Annotated in this window: 23 protein-coding genes and 1 tRNA gene; 9 read left to right on the forward strand and 15 right to left on the reverse strand. The window is 51.0% G+C overall.

The window, feature by feature from the left end; translation table 11 throughout:
- The 7 genes from OGV94_RS18685 to aspA form a co-directional block, all read right to left on the reverse strand.
- Nucleotides 1-76, reverse strand: a tRNA-Phe gene (locus OGV94_RS18685).
- Between the two features lie 115 nt (nt 77-191).
- Complete coding sequence (locus tag OGV94_RS18690) at nt 192-2,204, reverse strand: DUF1176 domain-containing protein (protein ID WP_286523950.1); 2,013 nt, start codon at nt 2,202-2,204, stop codon at nt 192-194.
- A gap of 67 nt (nt 2,205-2,271) precedes the next feature.
- Entirely contained in the window at nt 2,272-2,847 is a 576-nt protein-coding gene (locus OGV94_RS18695) for a transcriptional regulator (RefSeq protein ID WP_080625834.1), read from the reverse strand.
- Between the two features lie 36 nt (nt 2,848-2,883).
- Nucleotides 2,884-4,593 carry a protein-disulfide reductase DsbD gene (locus OGV94_RS18700; protein ID WP_080625833.1) on the reverse strand — a complete coding sequence of 570 codons (1,710 nt, stop codon included), beginning with the start codon at nt 4,591-4,593 and terminating at the stop codon, nt 2,884-2,886.
- Entirely contained in the window at nt 4,569-4,916 is a 348-nt protein-coding gene (gene cutA, locus OGV94_RS18705) for a divalent cation tolerance protein CutA (RefSeq protein ID WP_003025447.1), read from the reverse strand. The genes OGV94_RS18700 and cutA overlap by 25 nt, the downstream gene beginning before the upstream one ends.
- A 132-nt stretch (nt 4,917-5,048) precedes the next feature.
- Complete coding sequence (gene dcuA, locus OGV94_RS18710) at nt 5,049-6,350, reverse strand: anaerobic C4-dicarboxylate transporter DcuA (RefSeq protein ID WP_003025449.1); 1,302 nt, start codon at nt 6,348-6,350, stop codon at nt 5,049-5,051.
- Between the two features lie 115 nt (nt 6,351-6,465).
- On the reverse strand, nt 6,466-7,902 hold the full coding sequence (gene aspA, locus OGV94_RS18715; RefSeq protein WP_043018148.1) for an aspartate ammonia-lyase: 1,437 nt from the start codon (nt 7,900-7,902) through the stop codon (nt 6,466-6,468).
- A gap of 338 nt (nt 7,903-8,240) precedes the next feature.
- Here aspA and OGV94_RS18720 point away from each other — a divergent pair, with 338 nt between their 5' ends.
- Nucleotides 8,241-8,720: an FxsA family protein gene (locus OGV94_RS18720; protein WP_043018149.1), complete on the forward strand. Its 480-nt coding sequence runs from the start codon at nt 8,241-8,243 to the stop codon at nt 8,718-8,720.
- A gap of 60 nt (nt 8,721-8,780) precedes the next feature.
- On the opposite strand, the gene yjeH is transcribed toward OGV94_RS18720, so the two are convergent.
- Nucleotides 8,781-10,046: an L-methionine/branched-chain amino acid transporter gene (yjeH, locus tag OGV94_RS18725; RefSeq protein WP_043018150.1), complete on the reverse strand. Its 1,266-nt coding sequence runs from the start codon at nt 10,044-10,046 to the stop codon at nt 8,781-8,783.
- Between the two features lie 274 nt (nt 10,047-10,320).
- On the opposite strand from yjeH, the gene OGV94_RS18730 reads away from it, so the two are divergent.
- The 3 genes from OGV94_RS18730 to OGV94_RS18740 all read left to right on the forward strand — a co-directional run bounded on the left by OGV94_RS18730 (nt 10,321) and on the right by OGV94_RS18740 (nt 12,910).
- The gene (locus OGV94_RS18730; protein WP_000027827.1) at nt 10,321-10,614 is read left to right on the forward strand and encodes a co-chaperone GroES; all 294 of its coding nucleotides are present in this window, start codon (nt 10,321-10,323) and stop codon (nt 10,612-10,614) included.
- 43 nt (nt 10,615-10,657) lie between these two features.
- Nucleotides 10,658-12,304, forward strand: a complete 1,647-nt coding sequence (gene groL / locus OGV94_RS18735; RefSeq protein WP_003025464.1) for a chaperonin GroEL — start codon at nt 10,658-10,660, stop codon at nt 12,302-12,304.
- Nucleotides 12,305-12,556: 252 nt separating this feature from the next.
- Complete coding sequence (locus tag OGV94_RS18740) at nt 12,557-12,910, forward strand: DUF4156 domain-containing protein (protein WP_003025468.1); 354 nt, start codon at nt 12,557-12,559, stop codon at nt 12,908-12,910.
- Between the two features lie 179 nt (nt 12,911-13,089).
- Here the strand turns inward: OGV94_RS18740 and yjeJ are convergent, their stop codons facing one another.
- Both yjeJ and epmB read right to left on the reverse strand, forming a co-directional pair.
- The gene (yjeJ, locus tag OGV94_RS18745) at nt 13,090-13,953 is read right to left on the reverse strand and encodes a YjeJ family protein (RefSeq protein ID WP_080625831.1); all 864 of its coding nucleotides are present in this window, start codon (nt 13,951-13,953) and stop codon (nt 13,090-13,092) included.
- 183 nt (nt 13,954-14,136) lie between these two features.
- The gene (gene epmB / locus OGV94_RS18750) at nt 14,137-15,165 is read right to left on the reverse strand and encodes an EF-P beta-lysylation protein EpmB (RefSeq protein WP_043018153.1); all 1,029 of its coding nucleotides are present in this window, start codon (nt 15,163-15,165) and stop codon (nt 14,137-14,139) included.
- Between the two features lie 41 nt (nt 15,166-15,206).
- Here epmB and efp point away from each other — a divergent pair, with 41 nt between their 5' ends.
- The 3 genes from efp (at nt 15,207) to ecnB (ending at nt 16,219) form a co-directional block, all read left to right on the forward strand.
- Nucleotides 15,207-15,773, forward strand: coding sequence for an elongation factor P (gene efp / locus OGV94_RS18755; RefSeq protein ID WP_003025478.1), 567 nt, complete (start codon nt 15,207-15,209; stop codon nt 15,771-15,773).
- Nucleotides 15,774-15,830: 57 nt separating this feature from the next.
- Complete coding sequence (gene ecnA, locus OGV94_RS18760) at nt 15,831-15,965, forward strand: lipoprotein antitoxin entericidin A (RefSeq protein ID WP_043018154.1); 135 nt, start codon at nt 15,831-15,833, stop codon at nt 15,963-15,965.
- A 107-nt stretch (nt 15,966-16,072) separates the two neighbouring features.
- Entirely contained in the window at nt 16,073-16,219 is a 147-nt protein-coding gene (gene ecnB / locus OGV94_RS18765; protein WP_016151395.1) for a lipoprotein toxin entericidin B, read from the forward strand.
- A gap of 29 nt (nt 16,220-16,248) precedes the next feature.
- Here the strand turns inward: ecnB and OGV94_RS18770 are convergent, their stop codons facing one another.
- Complete coding sequence (locus OGV94_RS18770) at nt 16,249-16,848, reverse strand: LuxR C-terminal-related transcriptional regulator (protein WP_220771627.1); 600 nt, start codon at nt 16,846-16,848, stop codon at nt 16,249-16,251.
- Nucleotides 16,849-17,104: 256 nt separating this feature from the next.
- Between OGV94_RS18770 and sugE the strand changes: the two genes are divergently transcribed.
- A complete protein-coding gene (gene sugE, locus OGV94_RS18775) occupies nt 17,105-17,422 on the forward strand; it encodes a quaternary ammonium compound efflux SMR transporter SugE (RefSeq protein WP_000118520.1) in 318 nt (105 codons plus the stop codon).
- Here sugE and OGV94_RS18780 read toward each other — a convergent pair.
- On the reverse strand, nt 17,419-17,952 hold the full coding sequence (locus tag OGV94_RS18780) for a lipocalin family protein (protein WP_043018157.1): 534 nt from the start codon (nt 17,950-17,952) through the stop codon (nt 17,419-17,421). The genes sugE and OGV94_RS18780 overlap by 4 nt on opposite strands.
- 93 nt (nt 17,953-18,045) lie before the next feature.
- Nucleotides 18,046-19,191, reverse strand: a complete 1,146-nt coding sequence (gene blaCMY, locus OGV94_RS18785; RefSeq protein WP_286523956.1) for a CMY-2 family class C beta-lactamase — start codon at nt 19,189-19,191, stop codon at nt 18,046-18,048.
- A gap of 131 nt (nt 19,192-19,322) precedes the next feature.
- Between blaCMY and ampR the strand changes: the two genes are divergently transcribed.
- Entirely contained in the window at nt 19,323-20,198 is an 876-nt protein-coding gene (gene ampR, locus OGV94_RS18790) for a LysR family transcriptional regulator AmpR (RefSeq protein ID WP_221922932.1), read from the forward strand.
- Between the two features lie 40 nt (nt 20,199-20,238).
- Here the strand turns inward: ampR and frdD are convergent, their stop codons facing one another.
- Together frdD and frdC are read right to left on the reverse strand one after the other, a co-directional pair.
- Nucleotides 20,239-20,595: a fumarate reductase subunit FrdD gene (frdD, locus tag OGV94_RS18795; protein WP_003025535.1), complete on the reverse strand. Its 357-nt coding sequence runs from the start codon at nt 20,593-20,595 to the stop codon at nt 20,239-20,241.
- A 10-nt stretch (nt 20,596-20,605) separates the two neighbouring features.
- Entirely contained in the window at nt 20,606-21,001 is a 396-nt protein-coding gene (gene frdC / locus OGV94_RS18800) for a fumarate reductase subunit FrdC (RefSeq protein ID WP_003025537.1), read from the reverse strand.
- Between the last annotated feature and the right edge of the window lie 10 nt (nt 21,002-21,011).

Consider the following 21,011-nt stretch of genomic DNA (forward strand, 5'->3'; position numbering starts at 1 on the left):
TGGTGCCCGGACTCGGAATCGAACCAAGGACACGGGGATTTTCAATCCCCTGCTCTACCGACTGAGCTATCCGGGCAACGGGGCGCATTAAACCGTAATCCGGACACCCCGTCAACCAAATTTCTCGCTTTTTCGGTTGGTTGCTTAACTATGCAGCGATTTCGCTGTTTTCTCGAGGGTTTCGCTCAAAATTACAGCCCACCGTTATCGCCTTCGCGAAGAATCCATTCACTTTTAATGGATGCTACATGGCGTGTGCCGGTAACTGAATACTCTCCGACAATATCCTGATCTTTTGGCGAAACGAGAGTGATGAACTCTCCTCTACCAAAATAACTCTCGACAGAACCGATAAGGCACTCCCCATTTACCCAGACAGGAATAGCTGCGACAGGTTCAGACGTATAGTTCCCTGCAATCCCTGAACTGTAATTGTCCGCGTCTTCCTGCAACGTACCAGCAGGGATTGGGCAGATTGGGGAAACGCCGTCGCTTGCCTGTTGGTTTTGTAAAAGCATGCTTTGCATTTTATTCAGTTCGGTAATGAGCTTTGTTTTGTCTTTGGTATTCAATTTCGGGAGTAGGGGTTGTCCTTCTTCCCGTGGTTCGATTGAATTCATATCGTATTCATAGCGATAGTGGACGGCTACGACGGGAGCCTTCTCGTCTGGGTTAAATGGACGCAGCAGATAAAGCTTCTCTTCATTATATAAGCCGTTGTACCAGAGAGCATAAACCTTACCGTTGATGCGAACCCATTGGCTCCACTGGTTGGCGCCGCGCCCATTCTCCGAAAATAGCGCCCCGGGTACGCCAAAGTCATCGTCATCCTGTTTGCCATTAACGACGACGAAGGCATTATCACCGCGTTTGAGTACGCCGGTGTAGCTGAATAATCCTGTGCCGCCAACGTAGCTGTTGATGATGAGATCGCGTTTACCGTCGTCATCCAGATCAATGAGCGTAAAGTTCACGCCTCCATTTTCTGAATCGACACTAAACGTTGTGCGAGAAAATGCCTGCCACTCATCATCGCTAATCTCAGGGGAGGGTTTCGCGGTTGGTTCTGTTGAGTCTTCAGCGTAAGAGATCCTGAAATCAGTGATTTGACCGGTTAATGGAAACTGACTGGCGATTTTGCTCAGTTCCAAGCCCGGATCGCTTTTTTGCATGCTCTCTACAGCGCTATGTAGCGTTTTTAGGGCCGTGTTATCCGTATCTACATCAGACTGAGAACGTACGATGCTGACGAACGTAGGGAGCGTCCAGACACCGCCAACAGAAAGGTTTCCTTGTCCGCCGCTGCGGTATTCGTCGCGCAAGATGAAGTTGTTACCCTCCCAGACCCAGAGCTGAATGGGATCGCTGAAACGGGCTATCTCACCGTTCTCATATTCACTGGCATCACTCGTGATTAGTTTAGGCGAAGCCGTTAGTTCAGTATTGGTTAGCCAGAGGATGGTGCGTGAGCTATCAAAGCATTCGGTTTGAATGAGTACATGTTGTTTATCCACCGGGATGCGGTAATAAATGCGTTCCTGACCCTCTTCCAGTTCGCGGCAATTCATCTCGGGAGTGACCCTGATTTTGGGTTCTATTTTTTGTCGCTGCGCGGTCGTTAACGGTTCCACGTCCGGCGTGCGGATGACGGGGTGGGTGATGATAAGTGGGGCAGGCTCAGCGTTAAGCACATCATTACTGTTTTTATCTCCTGGATGCAGCACAGCGCTTTGGGTATTGATGCGTTTCTGGAATTCATCCATTTTCAGCAGCACAGCGCTCGAACCTGCATTAGAAAGCAGTAATCGTTCGCCATCTGCTGCAAACTCAATGGTATTGTCCTGACGTAAGGCGTCCAGAAACACCTTTCGCTGTTGGTAGTTGAGTTTAAAATATCCCTCTGCGGAAAACGTTAGCGCGCCTTGCTTTTGACCATCAATAAAAAGCGTGGCGTCTTTCACGGAGGGTTGATTCGCCGTACGCGGTGCAAAAGCAACCTCGACATACACGCTGGTGTCGGGGCCAGCCGCACGTGTGAGCAGTACGCTTACCGCATGGTCACTATAACCTGCCGCTCGACAGGTACCCGTATTATCACACGCAACTTCCCAGTCTTTATGTGCAAACGAAAAACCGTTTAATGGATTGGCATACAGGGGGGCTGAGATAAAACCTGCGAGGAGAATGCAGTGCGCGAGACGCATATAATTCCTTTTAATATGTCGGTATTGCCGAAATTATATGCGGTTCATAAAAGTTACGAAATCCGAATTAAGTCAGCGCCCCGCCCATACGGCACTGAGCAAAGCGCAGGATATCTTCAGCCAGGCGGTGTGCCGTTTCGACATCAGCATGACTACGATTCACCAGCATGCGGCTCAGGCAGCCTTCCAGCACCAGCTCCATTTGTTTAGCGACCATTGCCGGGTCGTCAACTTCCAGCGTGGTCAGCAGCTCATGGGTGAAGTCATGCGCCGCCTTTTTTTGCTGATCGGCTAACTGATGGATCGGGTGCCCGGGATCGGGGTAAAACGTACAGGCGGCGATGAACAGGCAGCCTGGATAGCGATTATTGCTTACGCATTCGGACAGCGCGGTGTAGCGCGCCAGTAATTTCTGCTCGACGCTCAAGGTGTCATCCAGCAAAAGCTGACGCCGCCAGATATCCACCCGCTGGCTGAGGTAACGTAGCGCATCGTACAGAATGGCCTCTTTATCGGGCCAAAAGCGCTGCAGTTCATCCAGAGGATAATCGATACGCTCGGCCACCATTTTCAGCGTGGTATTGGCTATCCCTTGAACCTCAAGTAATTTAAGGGCTTCTCCCAGGACATCTTCACGTTGCACGGTATTCTCCTCCGTATTTCCTGTTGCAAGTGTCGCTCACGGTTGGCGATCGCGCAAATGTGCGCTGAAGGTCGCGGCATCCATAAAACCCGTTACCCGGGCATCCGGGTGCTCTTTCCCCTCAGCGTCAAAGAACAAAATAGTCGGCAAACCTAAAACCTGAAGATGTTTCAGCAGAGCAACATCCTGGGCATTGTTTGCGGTCACATCCGCCTGCAAAAGCACCGTGTCGCCTAGCGCTTGCTGAACCTGCGGATTGCTGAACGTATACTTCTCAAACTCCTTACAGGCCACGCACCAGTCGGCATACAGATCCAACATTACGGGCTTACCTTTGGCTTGTGCCAGCGCCTGATTTAGCGCATCTACCGAAGCCACCGGCGCGAAGTTAAGGTGTGTCTGGGGTTGAGCATGCGGCGCACCGAACGCCCAGTCCTGCAATGGCCGTACGCTTACCAGCGCTGCAGCTAACAGGACAATCTGCACGATGCGCATCCAGGTGTGCTTTGCCTGCAGGCTGGTGATGAATGCCCAGCTAAAGAACGCGACGCCCAACAGTGACCACAGGCGCACTCCCCATTCGTCGCCGATGATGCGTTCAAGTAAGAAGACGGGAAGCGCCAGAATGACAAAGCCAAAAGCGGTTTTGACATGCTCCATCCATGGGCCGCTTTTAGGCAACAGGCGGTTGCCGAATACGGTAATCAGCATCAGGGGTAATCCCATCCCCAGCGCGTACAGATACAGCGTGCCACCTCCCAGCCACATGTTTCCGCTCTGAGCGATATACAGCAAAATCGCGCTTAGCGGGGCTGTGGTACAAGGGGAACAGATGAGGCCGGCAATCGCGCCCATTGCAAAGACGCTGCCGGGGGAGCCGCCTTGCTGGCGGTTGCTCATCAATGTAAGGCGCGTTTGCAGCGATGAAGGGAGCTGCAGCGTGAACAAACCAAACATCGACAACGCGAGCAGGGTAAAGATGACGGCAAGGCCAATCAGAACGTAAGGATGCTGTAGTGCAGCCTGGAACTGCAATCCGGCGGCCGCAACAACCAGACCCAGTGCGGTATAGGTGAGCGCCATCCCCTGGACGTAGATAAACGTCAACAGCAGCGCGCGTCCGGTTGATAAGCGTTGTTTGCCTCCCAGCACGATGCCGGAAATCAGCGGATACATCGGCAATACGCAAGGCGTAAACGCGATGCCTATTCCGATCAGCAATGCCCACAGCGCCGAGAAAGGAAGTTGGGCTGCGGGCGGCGTTATCTCTTGCTGAGCATTGCTGGCAGGCACTGGCAGCGGCGTCGCCCGGGTATCGGCAGACACTTCACTTAATGGCACCGTTTTCGTTTCTGGAGGATAGCAAAAGCCGGCGTCGGCACAGCCCTGGTACGTGACCGTTAATGTGGCGCCAGATTTAGCCTGATTGACCGTGACTGGGATGGTCAGCTGTTTACGGTAAATCTCACTTTTGCCGTAAAACTCATCTTCATGCCAGACGCCAGGCGGCAGTTTTACCTCGGCAATATCGGCCTGAGATGGCGTAATGCTTATCTGTTTGCGATACAGATAGTAGCCATCTTTAACCTGCCATGTGAGGTTCAGATCGTGTTGGTTTTGCTGGAAATCAAAAATAAACGCCCGATCGGCAGGTACAAACTGCGAGCGGCCAGGCGCGTCAAATAATCCGGCAAAGGTAGATGTGCTGCACAGCAGCAGGATCAGCGTAAGGATGCGTTGAGCCATGAGCGGTAATCAAAGTCTCCGTGAGTGACGGGTAAAACCAGAAGTTCAGGCGTTTGATACGGATGATGTGACTTCAGGCAATCGAGCAGGGCTTGCTGGTGTGTAACGGTGGTTTTTAAAATCATCTGGACTTCATATTCCTGCTCAAGTTTACCTTCCCAATAATAGAGGGAGGTAGCACCAGGCAGTAGCGTCACGCAGGCAGCCAGCTTTTCCGCCAGCACTTTGGCGGCGAGATCCTGGGCGGTTGCTTCATCCGGTGCGGTACAGAGCACCACAACGGTATCGGGGATGGAAATATCCTGACTCTTAACATCAAGCATAAACACCTCGAAAGAACAGAGTAACCAGCTAAAGAGTGGTCACTATACAACGGACGAGGGAAGGATGTTAGCTAAAGCGGGGGTGATGAAGAAGAGGAACTGCAGGGCGCGAAGGCACCCTGCAGTAAAGTCTTACAGCATGAAGCTGCCCAGCAAGAAGCCGAAGCAGACAGCCAGAACCACACCCAGAGTACCTGGGATGAAGAACGGATGGTTAAAGACGAATTTACCGATGCGGGTTGTACCGGTGTCATCCATCTGAACCGCCGCAACCAGAGTTGGGTAAGTTGGCAGAATGAACAGGCCAGAAACCGCTGCGAAAGATGCAACAGCAGTCAGAGGGGAAACGTTCAGAGCCAGAGCCATCGGCATCAGTGCTTTAGCGGTTGCAGCCTGAGAGTACAACAGCGCAGAAGCAAAGAAGAAGATGACAGCCAGCAGCCACGGATGACCCTGAATTACGCTACCTGCAGTATCTTTGATCCAGTCAATGTTGTGAGATACGAAGGTATCACCCAGCCATGCAACACCCAGGATACAAATACAGGCGCTCATACCGGCTTTGAAGGTGCTGGAGTTCAGGATGGAGTCAGTTTCAACGCGGCAGACGATCGTCGTCAGCGTCGCGACGCTCAGCATGATGATCAGGATTGCGTTGGTGGTGTTCATCAGCGGTTTAGCGACCAGGCCAAGGCTTGGGCTGTTGATGATGGCGTATACAACGACGCAAACCACGCCCAGCAGGAACAGCCAAACGGAGGTTTTCGCGCCAGCTTTGATTTCAACTTGTCTTTCACCGCGCAGTTCAACCAGGCCTTCTTCCAGACGCTTACGATAAATCGGGTCGTCAGACAGTTTGGAGTTGAACAGTGCGGTGATCAGGAAGGACATCACCAGAACGGCCAGCAGGGTGGACGGAATGACCACGGACAGCAGGTGAATATAGCTGATGCCATGACCTTCCATGACGGAAGACATGTAAACCACGGCTGCGGAGATTGGCGATGCCGTAATCGCAATCTGTGCAGAAACTACTGCGGTGGAGAGCGGACGGCAAGGCTTGATACCTTGTTCCTTCGCGACTTCAGCGATAACCGGCAGAGTTGCCAGAGAGATGTTGCCGGTACCGGCAAAGATAGTCAGGAAATAGGTCACGATGGGTGCAAGGATCGTGATGTATTTCGGGTTTTTACGCAGCAGTTTTTCAGTTTGATGAACCAGATAGTCCAGACCACCTGCAATCTGCATAGCAGAGATGGCAGCGATAACCGCCATGATAATGGAAATAACGTCGAACGGAATATTACCCGGTTTTACGCCTATAGCGGCAAGAACCAGAACACCCAGCCCACCTGCAAATCCAATACCGATACCCCCAAGTCTGGCACCTAAAAAGATTGCCAGCAAAACGATGATAAGTTCTAAAACTATCATATTAGCCTTCCTTGTTGTTTAACAAGTTGATATTAAATTGTTGTTTTTAAGTAACTTCGAGTAAGAAAAAAGGCACGTCATCATGACGTGCCTTCTCCGGTACTACCCTACACGATTACTGTTCGCTTTCATCAGTATAACGTTTTGCTTTATAAGCAGGGTGCATCAGGTTCTGTGCAGAGAAGATATCGTCCAGTTCAGACTCGGTCAACAGACCGCGTTCCAGGACAACTTCACGTACGCTCTTACCTGTTTCGGCACAAATTTTACCGACGATGTCGCCGTTGTGGTGACCGATGAACGGGTTGAGGTAAGTAACGATGCCGATGGAGTTGAATACAAACGCTTCACAGACTTCTTTGTTAGCAGTGATACCACTAACGCATTTTTCCAGCAGGTTGTAGCAAGCGTTGCTCAGAATGTGAATGGATTCAAACATTGCCTGGCCAATGACCGGCTCCATTACGTTCAACTGCAGCTGACCAGCTTCAGATGCCATGGTAACAGTGATGTCGTTACCGATGACTTTAAAGCAAACCTGGTTTACGACTTCCGGAACAACCGGGTTCACTTTTGCTGGCATGATAGAGGAACCAGCCTGCAGTTCTGGCAGGTTGATTTCATTCAGGCCGGCACGTGGGCCAGAGGAGAGCAAACGCAGGTCGTTACAGATTTTGGACATCTTAACAGCCAGACGTTTCAGCGCGCCGTGCACCATAACGTATGCGCCGCAGTCAGAAGTCGCTTCAATCAGGTCTTCAGCCGGAACACAGGCGAAGCCAGTGACTTCAGCCAGTTTCTGTACAGCCAGCGGAGAGTACTCTTTCGGCGTGTTCAGACCCGTACCGATTGCAGTTGCGCCGAGGTTAACTTCCAGCAGCAGCTCAGCGGTACGACTAATGTTTTTCACTTCTTCTTTCAACAGTATGCTGAAAGCATGGAATTCCTGACCGAGGGTCATCGGTACAGCATCCTGCAGCTGGGTACGGCCCATTTTCAGGATGTCCTGGAATTCAACAGCTTTTTGTTCGAAGCCTTCACGCAGTTGGTTCAGCGCATCGATCAGTTTGATGATGGAAGCGTATACCGCGATACGGAAGCCAGTAGGGTAAGCGTCGTTGGTAGACTGACATTTGTTAACGTGGTCGTTCGGATTCAGGTACTGATATTCACCTTTCTGGTGACCCATCAGTTCCAGACCGATATTGGCCAGCACTTCGTTGGTGTTCATGTTGACGGAGGTACCCGCACCACCCTGGTAAACGTCTACCGGGAATTGATCCATGCATTTTCCGTTATTCAGGACTTCATCACACGCCGCGATGATGGCATTTGCCACACTCTTAGGAATGGTTTGCAGCTCTTTGTTGGCCATTGCCGCTGCCTTTTTAACCATTACCATACCGCGAACAAATTCAGGAATGTCGCTGATTTTGTTGTTGCTAATGTAGAAGTTTTCAATCGCTCTCAGAGTGTGAACACCGTAGTAAGCGTCCGCTGGAACTTCCCTGGTACCCAACAAGTCTTCTTCGATACGAATGTTGTTTAACATGTGAACCTTCTTTTTCAAGCTGCCAATGATTTGACTAAACACACAGGATATATGTGATTTCGATTGTTTCTCGACCGACGATTATCCCCTGCATCGGTCTGATACCCGAGATCATATGCTGGTTAAGGATTTCTACCGTAATCTGGATCACTTAAAGCGTGGAATTTACCCCTTATTTATTATTCTGTGAAATGGATCACCCCTTTGTGATTAACCCCAAATATTAGTGTACAAGCCACTTGAAATTTTGCTAACCACCACAATATCAAATCGATGCGATTAACATAATTTTTCGAACAGAAGTTGAACAAAACGGCTGTTATTAACAGGAGATCCCTTTGCGCTGGATACCATTGCTTGCCATTTTTCTCTATGTTTACATAGAGATATCTATTTTTATTCAGGTTGCCCATGTGATGGGCGTCCTGATGACGCTGATTTTGGTTATTTTTACGTCGGTTATCGGTATGTCTCTGGTTCGTAACCAGGGGTTTAAGAACTTTTTACTGATGCAACAGAAAATGGCGGCTGGTGAAAGTCCGGCTGCAGAAATGATCAAAAGCGTGTCGCTGATCATTGCCGGTCTGCTGCTGGTGCTGCCCGGTTTTTTCACCGATTTCCTCGGCCTTCTTCTTCTATTACCTCCGGTGCAAAAACATCTGACGATGAAACTGCTGCCGCATTTGCGTTTTTCGCGTATGCCGGGCGGGGGGTTTAGCGCCGGAACCGGCGGCGGTGAGACCTTTGATGGTGAATTTCAGCGCAAGGATGACGATCGTAACCGTCTTGATCATAAAGATGACGATCGCCGTGACTGACCCTGTAAGCCTGGCCAGTATGTAGGCCGGATAAGCGTTAGCGCCATCCGGCAAAAGTGTTTATATGCCGGATGATGGCGTCAACGTTGCCTTATCCGGCCTGCGGGGTAAAAACAGCCACAGCCCTGCCAGCATAATCAGCGCGTACAGGCTCTTCCAGCCAACCATCGCCAGCAGCAACAGACACAGCAGACCGCCAATGACCGCCAGCGCGCGATAATGCCCTTTCAGTAATCGACATCCCGCCAGCATGCACAGCAAATAAATCATAATAAAGATGCCGTTGGCATAGACGATTAACGCATCAAGATTGATTTGCAGCATATAGATGCACAAGGTGCTGACTACGCAGCAGCCCAGTACGGCATTTAGCGCGTTGCGCGGAAGGTGGCGGGGAGACAGACGTGCCAGATAACTCTCCGGCTTATATTGCGCCTGCGACCAGACCAGCCGGGCGAAACTTTGAATATAAATGTTGAGGCTGGCAAAACAGGCCAGATAACCAATGATGCAGGCCACCCACAGTGCCTGTACGCCAAACAGCTGCACGACGATTTCAGGCAATGATGCCGCTGCCGCCATTTGCTCGCCGTAAGCGCCAAAATGAAGCACCACGACGGTACATGCCCAATAAACAGACCCCGCCAGCAGCAGGCCGATCATCAGCGCGCGTGGGAAGTCTCGCTCCGGATTTTTGAATTCAGACGCCAGATGGGCAAACGCTTCAAGGCCGACAAAACACCAAAACATCACCGACAACGCGGCGAACAGACCGGGAAGCTCAATATCGGTAATCGCAGGGAAGGGGATTTCGCCAGGCTTCAGATCGCCCGCCCACCAGATAGCGACAATGAGGGCAACAATCAGTCCGGCAATGACCGTTTGCAGATTCGCGCTGGAGCTTGCGCCGCGGGAGCCGATATACCAAACCAGTCCCAGCGTACCGAGCTCTGCCAGCAGCAGTTGCTCGTCATGCCAGCCAAACATCGCCTGACCGAATCCGGCGGCGATATGTAATGCCGCAGGCAAGCCGACGGGAATCACCGACAAAAACAGCCATCCGGTGACGCGCTCCAGCCGTGAACCAAAGGCCATGCCGACAAAATGCGCCACGCCGCCCGCGCTGGGAAAATGGCGACCCAGTATGGCAAAGACGATCGCCACGGGAAAAACTAAAACAATCAGCACCGGCCAGGCCCACAAACTGTTGTTGCCGGCCACGAGCGCAGCCAGCGCAGGGACGGCGAAAACGCCTGTACCTAACAATGATGTCGACAACAGGCCAACGCCCTGAGCCAGTCCCAGCTCTTGTTTCAGTCCGCTCATAAGTTGTTATCCGGTTATGCCCAATGACGGGCTACAGCGCAGATTTTTGATGGTATCACAATCGAATTTGCTTATGACGACGCGACTGAAATCGTTATGAAATGTGAGGCGCGTCGGCGTTTTGACGGGATTTTCTGCTGATAAAAAATTTTTTTCGCTTGCCCCCTTGAAGGGACAAAACCCCATCCCCATCTCTCTGGTCACTAGCCGGGAAACCGTTTACGGGCCGGCGTCACCCATAACTGATAAAGACTTTCTCAAAGGAGAGCTATCAATGAGTATTCGTCCGTTACATGATCGTGTGATCGTCAAACGTAAAGAAGTTGAATCAAAATCTGCTGGCGGCATCGTACTGACCGGTTCTGCAGCAGGTAAATCAACTCGTGGCGAAATCATCGCTGTCGGTAAGGGTCGCATCCTGGACAACGGTACCGTACAGCCGCTTGACGTGAAAGTCGGCGATATCGTTATTTTCAACGATGGCTACGGTGTTAAATCTGAGAAGATCGACAATGAAGAAGTGTTGATCATGTCTGAAAGCGACATCCTGGCAATTGTTGAAGCCTAATCCGCGAACGACACTGAACATACGAATTTAAGGGAAAGAGAAAATGGCAGCTAAAGACGTAAAATTCGGTAACGACGCTCGTGTGAAAATGCTGCGCGGCGTAAACGTACTGGCAGATGCAGTGAAAGTTACCCTCGGTCCAAAAGGCCGTAACGTAGTTCTGGATAAATCTTTCGGTGCACCGACCATCACTAAAGATGGTGTTTCCGTAGCACGTGAAATCGAACTGGAAGACAAGTTCGAAAACATGGGTGCGCAGATGGTGAAAGAAGTTGCCTCTAAAGCGAACGACGCTGCTGGTGACGGTACCACTACTGCAACCGTACTGGCTCAGTCCATCATCACTGAAGGTCTGAAAGCCGTTGCTGCGGGCATGAACCCGATGGATCTGAAACGTGGTATCGACAAAGCTGTCGCTGCTGCTGTTGAAGAACTGAAAGCACTGTCCGTACCGTGCTCCGACTCTAAAGCTATTGCTCAGGTTGGTACCATCTCCGCTAACTCCGACGAAACTGTAGGTAAACTGATCGCTGAAGCGATGGACAAAGTCGGTAAAGAAGGCGTGATCACCGTTGAAGACGGTACCGGTCTGCAGGACGAACTGGACGTGGTTGAAGGTATGCAATTCGACCGTGGCTACCTGTCTCCTTACTTCATCAACAAGCCGGAAACTGGCGCAGTAGAACTGGAAAGCCCGTTCATTCTGCTGGCTGACAAGAAAATCTCCAACATCCGTGAAATGCTGCCGGTTCTGGAAGCTGTAGCGAAAGCAGGTAAACCGCTGCTGATCATCGCTGAAGATGTTGAAGGCGAAGCGCTGGCAACTCTGGTTGTTAACACCATGCGCGGTATCGTGAAAGTGGCTGCGGTTAAAGCACCTGGCTTCGGCGACCGTCGTAAAGCAATGCTGCAGGATATCGCTACTCTGACCGGTGGTACCGTTATCTCTGAAGAGATCGGTATGGAGCTGGAAAAAGCAACTCTGGAAGATCTGGGCCAGGCGAAACGCGTTGTTATCAACAAAGACACCACCACCATCATCGATGGCGTGGGCGACGAAGCTGCAATCCAGGGTCGCGTGACTCAGATTCGTCAGCAGATCGAAGAAGCAACTTCTGACTACGACCGTGAAAAACTGCAGGAGCGCGTAGCGAAACTGGCAGGCGGCGTGGCAGTTATCAAAGTTGGTGCTGCAACTGAAGTTGAAATGAAAGAGAAAAAAGCCCGCGTTGAAGATGCCCTGCACGCAACTCGTGCTGCGGTAGAAGAAGGCGTGGTTGCTGGTGGCGGTGTTGCGCTGATTCGCGTCGCGTCTAAAATTGCCGGCCTGAAAGGTCAGAACGAAGACCAGAACGTAGGTATCAAAGTTGCGCTGCGCGCAATGGAATCTCCGCTGCGTCAAATCGTGCTGAACTGCGGCGAAGAGCCGTCTGTAGTAGCTAACACCGTGAAAGCCGGTGACGGTAACTACGGTTACAACGCTGCAACTGAAGAATACGGCAACATGATCGACATGGGTATTCTGGATCCAACCAAAGTAACTCGTTCTGCTCTGCAGTACGCGGCTTCTGTTGCGGGTCTGATGATCACCACCGAGTGCATGGTTACCGACCTGCCGAAAGGCGATGCGCCTGACTTAGGTGCTGCTGGTGGTATGGGCGGCATGGGTGGAATGGGCGGCATGATGTAATTTAATCTTCATACTTCAAGCCGCAGGTTCGTTGGCTGCGTTCGTTCACCCCAGTCACTTACTCATGTAAGCTCCTGGGGATTCATGAACTTGCCGCCTGCCTGCAACTTGAATTATTTGATTAAATACGTATCTCGCGAAAAATGAGAAACCCTCGGGCAGAAATGTCCGGGGGTTTTTCTTTTGGTCATCTTTTTAGTATATGATTCAGCTACGGACATAAGGTCCAACTAATTGATTATGGGGAATGACATGCACGTGAAATATTTAGCAGGGATCGTTGGTGCCGCGCTACTGATGGCGGGTTGTAGCTCCAGCAACGAACTGAGTTCAGCCGGACAAAGCGTACGCTTTGTCGAAGACAAGCCTGGCGCAGAGTGCCAACTGATTGGCACTGCAACCGGTAAGCAAAGCAACTGGCTTTCTGGCCAGCACGGCGAAGAGGGTGGCTCTATGCGTGGCGCAGCAAACGATCTGCGTAACCAGGCTGCTGCAATGGGCGGTAACGTGATTTATGGCGTCAGCAGCCCATCACAGGGAATGCTGTCCAGCTTTGTTCCTACCGCCAGCGAGATGATTGGACAGGTTTATAAGTGCCCTAACTGATTACACTTCATCCTTCAACCAGCCTCTTTGTTGGCTGCGCTGTGAAACCCCAGTCACATAGTTATCTATGCTCCTGGGGATTTTCTTGGCTTGCCGCCGCGATGCAGATTGAATGATTTTTTGTAATAAAGTGGCCTGGGCAGGCTCATGCAATCGTAGGCCTGATAAGCGTAGCGCCATCAGGCATTCTGAGTCTTATGCGCAGACTGAATGCGTAAATGATGCAGCGCGCGCAGGCACTGATCCTGATTGAGCTTTTGCGCTTTATCACCCGTTAACGTCCTGACAAACACCTGACACGGTACACCGGCAAGTTTTTTCAGCCGTGGGCTGAAATCGAGCAGACGGCGAGTAATGGCTTCGGCCTCTTTGCTGCCGGAAGCGGCGCGAGTTTTTACTACCGAACCACAGAACTGAGCTTTTCCTTTATCATCCGTATAGCGGTAAATAATCGCCAGATAATGATTAAACAGGTTATGTTTCCATTCGGGTTGTGTATAAGAATCGTATTCCAGATTATCGTTTTGCTGGCAATCAACATCGTACAGCGGCAGGAAATCCAGCAGCGATGTGATTCGTAACGCTAATTCCTGCATGCCAGCGTTATTTATTGCATGAATAACAGCATGAGCCAATACCCGAATCTGAAGTTCATTAATCAGTAATTCACACGTTTGCCCATCATGCAGTGTCAGTGAAAATGTTAAGTTTTCCCCTTTGTCATCCACTAACATCAGCGAATTAATACGGCGATTAATATCCGCATTTTTTAACTCATTCTCTTGAATTAAGGGGATATTTTCGTGCATCTTTTTGCCGGCTTTCTCGCATTCCTTCTCATATTGCGCACGCTCGTCTTCGCTAAGCTGATGTTTAGCAGAGAGCCTGCTTTCCAGGGCGATAAGCAGGTCTCTTAGCCCAAGCGGAGAAAGGAAAAATAACGACTCTTTATTTCTGGGTTCTTTTATCTTTAATGCCAAAGCAATAAATTCATTCTTTTGGCGAATAACTCCGGTATTAATGCCCTTAATACTTATAGCCATAACAGGTTCTCCCTAACCATATATTTATTAATGTTCTGGATTTGATTTTATTGATTCAACTTGCGAATGAATAATCGCACAGCGCTAATTAAAATAGCACAGATTAAAAGCATGGCTCCACCTGTGTGGATTTAAATAATAAGTAATCGTGTTGAGTGTCCGGAATCGGACACTCAATAAAGGCTATTGTTGGCGTAGCTGCAGATCCAATGGCGTTTTACTTGGCTCTCCGCCAATTTCACGCGCCAGTTTGGGGACCATATAGCCGGAAACCAGCGTCAGCAGTTCGCGCATAATTTGACGCGCTTCATCGTCGCTGACCATAAAGTGGGCGGCGCCCTGCACTTTGTCCAGTACGTGCAGGTAATAGGGCATCACACCCGCATCAAACAACGCGTTGCTAAGGTGAGCCAGCGTTTGCGCGTTATCGTTCACGCCACGCAGCAAAACGCTTTGGTTGAGTAGCGTGACGCCGGCGATACGCAGTCTGACCATGGCCTGGCGAAATGTCTCATCGACCTCATTGGCGTGGTTAATGTGATTGACCAGCAGAATCTGCAAGGAGGAGTGCGCAAAGCGCTGGGCCAGTCCTTCTGTAATGCGAGCTGGGATCACAATCGGTAAACGGCTGTGGATACGCAGACGCTTAATATGCGGGATGGCTTCCAGTTGCGTGAGCAACCAGTCCAGTTCGTGGTCCTTGGCCATTAACGGATCGCCACCGGAGAAGATAATCTCATCCAGCTCAGGATGCGCGCTAATGTAGTCCAGGGCGACCTGCCAGTTGCGCTTATTGCCCTGGTTTTCGGCGTACGGGAAGTGGCGGCGGAAGCAATAGCGACAATTAACCGCGCAACCGCCTTTAACCAACAGCAGCGCACGGTTGCGATATTTATGCAGCAAACCGGGAACCACGCTGTGCTGTTCTTCCAGCGGATCGGTCGAGTAGCCGGGGGCGGAAACAAACTCTTCCTGGGAGGTAAGTACCTGACGCAAAAGCGGATCGTCAGGGTTGCCTTTTTCCATGCGCGCAATAAACGCACGCGGCACGCGCAGGGCGAAAAGCCGTCTCGCGTCGCGTCCGGCCAACAGTTTTTCATCTGCGTCTATATTCAAAAGATGCAGAAGTTCATCGGGATCGGTCACAACATCGGCAAGTTGCGATAACCAATCTTCTCTGGATGGGGTATTTAGGGTTACAATATGCGCCATTTTGTGGCTTAGCTACCAGTTAACAATTTTCAGAGGGCCTTATGGCAACGTACTATAGCAACGATTTTCGTGCTGGTCTTAAAATCATGTTGGACGGCGAACCTTATGCGGTTGAAGCCAGCGAATTCGTTAAACCAGGTAAAGGCCAGGCGTTTGCGCGCGTTAAGCTGCGCCGCCTGCTGACCGGTACTCGCGTAGAGAAAACCTTCAAGTCTACCGACTCCGCTGAAGGCGCAGACGTAGCCGACATGAACCTGACCTTCCTGTATAGCGACGGTGAGTTCTGGCACTTCATGAATAACACCACTTTCGAACAGCTGGCTGCAGACGAGAAAGCGGTAGGCGATAACGCTAAATGGCTGCTGGACCAGGCTGAATGCATCGTGACCCTGTGGAACGGTCAGCCGATCTCCGTGACTCCGCCGAACTTCGTTGAGCTGGAAGTCGTTGAAACCGACCCAGGTCTGAAAGGCGATACCGCTGGTACTGGCGGCAAACCGGCAACCCTGTCTACCGGCGCAGTCGTTAAAGTTCCGCTGTTCGTACAGATCGGCGAAGTGATCAAAGTGGATACTCGCTCCGGCGAATACGTTTCTCGCGTAAAATAAGATATCTATTTGATCTTATGGCGCAGGTTGCTGCGCCATACTTTTTCCAGGGCAGGAATGATGAAACGTCTTCTCGGTCTTGTAATGCTCATCCTATTTACCAGCACCCTGCTGACGGGTTGTAATACCGCGCGCGGTTTCGGTGAAGACATCAAACATCTTGGCAATTCAATCTCTCACGCCGCCAGCTAATCCTCTCTCATAATCTTAAAAACGCTTGTTTATCCATCACACTTGCAGATCTTGTCTATTATTAATTAGCTATACACAAACAATATTGGCTAGAAAAGGAAGACGTTATGGTTAAGAAGACAATTGCTGCGATCTTTTCTGTGTTGGTTCTTTCTTCAGTGTTGACTGCGTGCAATACAACGAAAGGTGTTGGGCAGGATATCTCTGAAGGCGGTAGCGCAATCTCTGGTGCAGCGACAAAAGCTCAGCAATAATCATGAACGGTACGACGCCTGTCGTACCGTTAATTCACCTTCCCAGGTAGCGAGAGAAACGGTGAGAAGCGGTTCCCCAGGTGCAGTTTAATGCGGATATTCCGTTTATAGGTGTAGACCGTCTTGCCATGAATGCTCAGTGCGGCGGCGATCGCATTGTTACTGATCCCATCCATCCACATCGACAATACTTTCTCCTCCTGCGGCGTAAGCAGTGGAGTCGCATTTTCGACTATTTCTAATGGCGGGCGAAGCTGTAGCGCCTCCTGAATTGTGTGTGAGAGAGCGTTCAGCGTGGTGTGCTTGGTCAAAACCGAATGGACGACGGATTGAGGGGAAGTCGTTGAAGTGTGCTGTCTTTCTACTGATTGCAATAAAATCAGTGGGATGACGCCGCAGCTCATAAAAAAGGGCTTAATTGGCGGACTGGAGTGTGTCTCGCTGATAAAACTGTATAAATCCGCGATCACCAGATGCGGTTTCCACTGCAAAATATGCTCTTTTGCTAACAGGAGATTATTGATCCCTGATACCAGAAATGAGGAGCTGAACCTGCCAGAATGATTAAGCAAGGCCTCAATCCCTGTACGGGTAAAGTGGCACCGGTCAATCACTAAAATTTTAAGCATAACCTTTTCGCATTCAGAAGAGAGGCAATCGACTTCCTGGATTCAGAAAGCCCCTCATCATAGAGAACTCCGATGAGTGCCAAATGCGGGAACTACGCCGCTAATTATGCTTAATTCTTGCTTTTAGTATGCAGCGAATAAAAAGGTTGAAATTCATTTTCTCTCGGGCAAAAATGCCATTTCACACATTAGCTTTGCAGGACGACCTGCAAACGCTTCTTTCACCGGGGACGGCCCCATTGTTCTGGAGCCTGATATGTCCTGGATCGTTTTATTAATTGCAGGTCTGCTCGAAGTTGTCTGGGCGATTGGCCTGAAATATACCCACGGTTTTACGCGTTTGACGCCAAGCATTATCACCATTGCGGCGATGATCGTCAGTATCGCCATGCTCTCCTGGGCAATGCGCACGTTGCCTGTAGGAACCGCCTATGCCGTCTGGACCGGTATCGGCGCCGTCGGGGCGGCTATTACAGGAATTTTGCTGCTCGGTGAATCTGCCAGCCCGGCGCGTTTACTTAGCCTCGGGCTGATCGTTGCCGGCATTATTGGTCTGAAGCTGAGCACCCACTAAGCGCCGGGCTGTTTTACCCAAATCAGCTTATTCACTTCAAACCCTTCCCGGGTCGCGACGGCCAGCATTTGCTGTTTCATTTCGTCTGAAATAGTAGGGGTCCGTGAAAGGATCCACAGGTAATCGCGATCCGGCCCGCAAACCAACGCGTGACGATATTCCCGATCGAGGGCAATCACGTTATAGCCGCCATAGAAAGGACCAAAAAACGAGACCTTGAGCGCAGCGCGGTTTGGGTCGCCGGTGAAGTAGGCTTTACCCTCTGTTTTCTGCCACATTCCCCTGTCCGGGTTATAGCCCTTGTTAATCACGTTGATACCGCCGTCGTCGCGCAGGCTATAGGTGGCGGTCACTTTTTCCAGTCCACGTTCGAATCGATGGTCGAAACGCGCTATTTCATACCAGGTGCCCAGATAACGTTTGGCATCAAAGTTATTGACTACGGTAACGCCTTTCGGCGGTGTAGGGGAGCTGCAAGCTACAACCAGGAATGCAGCCGTAACTGCAGCAACGACGGGCAGAATGCGCATAAGATTTTCCTTGCTGGATTTTTGTTAAGTGTAGATGACAGCAGGAAAAAAAGAGAAAGAAAGGAAGCCCGATATCCCGGGCCTCCTTATTCGTTACTGCAGTTTTTCAAGAATGCGCCAGGCGGCCTCGACGCGAGCAGGGTTTGGATAGCTCTTGTTTGCCAGCATCACAATGCCAAGGTTTTTTTCTGGAACGAAAGCAACGTAGCTGCCGAATCCGCCAGTGGAGCCCGTTTTATGCACCCATGATGCTTTCACAGCAGGCGCGGGCGGGTTTACCTCAACGGCGGGAAGCGCTGCCAGCGCCACTTTGCTGTCGCTACCGTTAATTATCGAGTCGGCTTTCAGCGGCCAGTTCAGCATCTCCCAGCCCAGACCCTGGTACATATCGCCAATACGCCAGTAACGTGACTGCGCAAGCTTGATTCCCTGCTGGAGCGTTTTCTCCTGAACCTGGCTGGCATCCATGTTGGCCTGGACCCAGCGGGTCATATCGACAACGCTTGATTTTACCCCATAGGCTTCGGCATCAAGTTGGCCAGGGGATACATGCACAGGCTTTCCTTCGCGATAGCCCCATGCATAATCTTTTTGTTCGCTCTGTGGAACCGTAATCCATGTATGCGCCAGTTTTAAGGGCTGCAGGACGCGGGTGGTCATCGCCTCTTCGTAGCTCATGCCCGAAGGTTTCACCGCCAGTGCGCCAAACAGACCAATGCTGGAGTTAGCGTAAAGACGTTTAGCGCCCGGGGCCCATTGTGGCTGCCAGTTTTGATAAAAACGCAGTAAGGCGGCTTTATCCGTGACGTCGTCGGGAACCTGAAGCGGCAGGCCGCCTGCCGTGTAGGTCGCTAAGTGCAGCAGGCTGATACCCTGCCACTGCTTACCCGTCAGCTCAGGCCAGTATTGCGTGACCGGATCGCTGAGCTTGATTTCGCCGCGAGCGATAGCATCGCCGCCCAGCACGCCGTTGAACGTTTTACTGACCGAGCCGAGTTCAAACAGCGTTTGCTGAGTGACTGGACGGTTATTGGCGATATCAGCTTTACCCCAGGTAAAGTAATAAGGTTTTCTCTGGTAGATAATCGCAACGGCCATACCCGGAATAGCCTGCTCCTGCATCAGCGGTGTGATGGTGCGGTTAACGATATCGGCAATTTGTTGTTCTGTTTTTGCGGCGGCAAAGGTGGAAAAAGAGGCTGTCAGCAGCAGCGCGCAGCATATCGATTTTTTCATCATGAAATTATTTCCGTCATTAAAAGCGTAAGGGTGTCCGGGCCCGTCAGACGCAATCAGTGTGTTTGATTTGCATCGTGTTGACAAACGGTTAAATTTAGCAGCAGGTATAAGTTTTTCTAACAGGCCAGATAATGACGCGTAGCTATATCCCCCTAAACTCGCTGCGGGCTTTTGAAGCAGCGGCCAGACATCTTAGTTTTACCCGCGCTGCGATTGAGCTCAATGTGACGCATTCTGCCATCAGCCAGCATGTAAAAGCGCTGGAGCAACAGCTGAATTGTCAGCTTTTTGTGCGTGGCTCTCGAGGATTAATGCTGACGACTGAAGGAGAGAGTCTGTTACCTGTACTTAATGACTCTTTCGATCGTATGGCCGGGATGCTGGATCGTTTTGCCACAAAACAGACTCAGGAAAAACTTAAAATTGGCGTAGTGGGGACTTTTGCGGTCGGCTGTCTTTTCCCGCTGCTGAGCGATTTTAAGCGCAACTGCCCGCATATTGATTTACATATTTCCACCCACAATAATCGTGTGGATCCCGCCGCCGAAGGGCTGGATTATACCATTCGCTACGGAGGGGGAGCCTGGCACGATACCGACGCGCAATATTTGTGTAGCGCGCCGATGTCTCCGCTGTGTTCGCCAACGTTGGCCTCGCAGATTAAAGCGCAAGCGGATATCCTGAAATTTCCGTTATTGCGATCGTATCGACGTGATGAATGGACGCTTTGGATGCAGGCCGCCGGAGAAGCGCCTCCGTCACCGACGCACAACGTGGTGGTGTTTGACTCGTCCGTCACCATGCTGGAAGCCGCGCAGGCGGGGATCGGTGTGGCAATTGCACCGGTCAGAATGTTCAGGCACTTGCTTGGCAGTGAACGTATCGTTCAGCCGTTTTTAACGCAGATTGATCTGGGGAGCTACTGGATGACGCGTTTGCAATCTCGTCCGGAGACACTCGCGATGCGTGAATTTTCTCGTTGGTTGACCGGGGTGCTGCACCAATAAAAAGGCCCGCCAATGGCGGGCCTGATAATTACGCATGCGATTAGATGGTCAGAATACCAATAGCCGTTACAACGGTCAGGATAGCTGCCAGTCCGTAGAATACCCATTTGCCAGCAGGCACGTGGATTTTCAGGTCATGCATCGCGTGGTGCATACGGTGTAAACCGCACCACAGCGGCAGAACGATCATCAGGAACAGAAACGCACGTCCGATGAAGCTCTGTGCGAATGCCAGTACGCGTTCATAGCTGAAAGCATCAGGAACAAAGCCCAGCGGCAGCATAATGCCTACCAGCAGGATCATCACCGGCGCAATGATAGCGCTCCACATACCGCCTGCACCAAACAGGCCCCAGAATACGGGTTCGTCAGAGCGTTTTGGATTTGGATTAATCATTCCGGACTCCTTACCAGAACAGGGCAACAAACAGTATTACTACTGTCGCAACCACAGTGACTGCCCAGAGACCTTTGATGATCGGCTCTGGCCCCATTTTTTCGTCTTTTACGATGATGTTGGCCGCTTTTGGCGCCAGCTCAAACCAGGTTTTGGTATGCAGCAGCGCTGCAGCCAGGGCGATAATATTAAGGATTACCACCACCGGGTTTTGCAAAAAGGCGACAAAGCCCATCCAGGACTCTGCACCATGCTTGAGTGCAAACAGGCCGATAATCAGTTCAATGCTGAACCAGACTGCCGGAACTGCCGTGCCTTCACGCAGCATGTAAAAACGATAAAATGGCAGCTTTTTCCACCAGGTGGACGTCATTGGCCGCACATAGGCTTTGCGTTTAGTCGTCATCGTGCACTCC

The organism is Citrobacter sp. Ce006, from assembly GCF_030336535.1.
In the GTDB taxonomy this organism is placed as follows: domain Bacteria; phylum Pseudomonadota; class Gammaproteobacteria; order Enterobacterales; family Enterobacteriaceae; genus Citrobacter; species Citrobacter europaeus.

Excerpts from the sequence above, each read along its gene's own strand:
- OGV94_RS18690 (WP_286523950.1), bottom strand. The coding sequence starts at position 2,204 with ATGCGTCTCGCGCACTGCATTCTCCTCGCAGGTTTTATCTCAGCCCCC.
- OGV94_RS18700 (WP_080625833.1), bottom strand. The coding sequence starts at position 4,593 with ATGGCTCAACGCATCCTTACGCTGATCCTGCTGCTGTGCAGCACATCT.
- cutA (WP_003025447.1), bottom strand. The coding sequence starts at position 4,916 with ATGCTTGATGTTAAGAGTCAGGATATTTCCATCCCCGATACCGTTGTG.
- dcuA (WP_003025449.1), bottom strand. The coding sequence starts at position 6,350 with ATGATAGTTTTAGAACTTATCATCGTTTTGCTGGCAATCTTTTTAGGT.
- aspA (WP_043018148.1), bottom strand. The coding sequence starts at position 7,902 with ATGTTAAACAACATTCGTATCGAAGAAGACTTGTTGGGTACCAGGGAA.
- yjeH (WP_043018150.1), bottom strand. The coding sequence starts at position 10,046 with ATGAGCGGACTGAAACAAGAGCTGGGACTGGCTCAGGGCGTTGGCCTG.
- OGV94_RS18730 (WP_000027827.1), top strand. The coding sequence starts at position 10,321 with ATGAGTATTCGTCCGTTACATGATCGTGTGATCGTCAAACGTAAAGAA.
- groL (WP_003025464.1), top strand. The coding sequence starts at position 10,658 with ATGGCAGCTAAAGACGTAAAATTCGGTAACGACGCTCGTGTGAAAATG.
- OGV94_RS18740 (WP_003025468.1), top strand. The coding sequence starts at position 12,557 with ATGCACGTGAAATATTTAGCAGGGATCGTTGGTGCCGCGCTACTGATG.
- yjeJ (WP_080625831.1), bottom strand. The coding sequence starts at position 13,953 with ATGGCTATAAGTATTAAGGGCATTAATACCGGAGTTATTCGCCAAAAG.
- epmB (WP_043018153.1), bottom strand. The coding sequence starts at position 15,165 with ATGGCGCATATTGTAACCCTAAATACCCCATCCAGAGAAGATTGGTTA.
- efp (WP_003025478.1), top strand. The coding sequence starts at position 15,207 with ATGGCAACGTACTATAGCAACGATTTTCGTGCTGGTCTTAAAATCATG.
- ecnA (WP_043018154.1), top strand. The coding sequence starts at position 15,831 with ATGATGAAACGTCTTCTCGGTCTTGTAATGCTCATCCTATTTACCAGC.
- ecnB (WP_016151395.1), top strand. The coding sequence starts at position 16,073 with ATGGTTAAGAAGACAATTGCTGCGATCTTTTCTGTGTTGGTTCTTTCT.
- OGV94_RS18770 (WP_220771627.1), bottom strand. The coding sequence starts at position 16,848 with ATGCTTAAAATTTTAGTGATTGACCGGTGCCACTTTACCCGTACAGGG.
- sugE (WP_000118520.1), top strand. The coding sequence starts at position 17,105 with ATGTCCTGGATCGTTTTATTAATTGCAGGTCTGCTCGAAGTTGTCTGG.
- OGV94_RS18780 (WP_043018157.1), bottom strand. The coding sequence starts at position 17,952 with ATGCGCATTCTGCCCGTCGTTGCTGCAGTTACGGCTGCATTCCTGGTT.
- blaCMY (WP_286523956.1), bottom strand. The coding sequence starts at position 19,191 with ATGATGAAAAAATCGATATGCTGCGCGCTGCTGCTGACAGCCTCTTTT.
- ampR (WP_221922932.1), top strand. The coding sequence starts at position 19,323 with ATGACGCGTAGCTATATCCCCCTAAACTCGCTGCGGGCTTTTGAAGCA.
- frdD (WP_003025535.1), bottom strand. The coding sequence starts at position 20,595 with ATGATTAATCCAAATCCAAAACGCTCTGACGAACCCGTATTCTGGGGC.
- frdC (WP_003025537.1), bottom strand. The coding sequence starts at position 21,001 with ATGACGACTAAACGCAAAGCCTATGTGCGGCCAATGACGTCCACCTGG.